This is a genomic window from Neisseria sp. P0022.S010 (genome assembly GCF_051956635.1).
Genome location: NZ_JBQCXF010000776.1, coordinates 1 through 764, shown reverse-complemented (window position 1 = coordinate 764; position 764 = coordinate 1). Strand labels below are relative to the sequence as shown.

1 protein-coding gene is annotated in these 764 nt (G+C 34.7%); it reads left to right on the top strand.

Features of this window, described 5'->3' with window-relative positions:
* The coding region (locus ACTHUT_RS21330) for a 7-cyano-7-deazaguanine synthase (protein ID WP_440419803.1) at positions 1–691 on the top strand (691 nt) is incomplete at its 5' end.
* Between the last annotated feature and the right edge of the window lie 73 nt (positions 692–764).

The window sequence follows — 764 nt, the reverse complement described above, 5'->3', positions numbered from 1 at the left end:
TGGTTATATCAATCAATTTTCTCAATTTAATGCGATTGCACAGCCCCATTTAAATAATGGTAGGGCTACTGAAATCACAATGCGAACCAGAAGTTTGAATTTCTTAGCATTTGCAATTGTATCAGCTTATGCATTACAGGAATTTATGCAAGAAAAAATTGATGTTTTTGTACCTGAAAATGGAGTAATTTCAATCAATGCACCTTTAACAGTACGCAGAGTAGGTACTTTAAGTACCCGCACCACCCACCCTTATTTTATCCAAGAAATACAAAGATTGTTCACTGCGGTCAATATTCCTTTCACTTTAAGAAATCCTTATCAGTTTAAAACCAAAGGGCAAATGATAGCAGAATGCGAAAATTTACCATTATTACAGCAAATTATCCCTGATACTGTTTCGTGTAGCCATTGGAAACGCAAAAATCAACAATGCGGGGTTTGTGTTCCATGCCTGATTCGTAGAGCGTCATTGCATTATGCTGGTATTACCAATGATGCCCAATATGAATTTAATGATATTCGGCATATTTTAACAAATCAGGACAGAAGAGATGATTTATTTGCTTTAATAAGTGCTATTCGTCAAAAAAATCATCGCAACATCAATCAATGGGTTTTACAAAGTGGTCCACTATCCACTCAACAACTAAATCAGTTTGCAAATGTTTTTAGGAGTGGACTGGATTAAGTGGAGCAACTTTTAATAGTGAACCAAATATTATGATGGATATGCATTGCCATTTAGATTTATATACTAATCC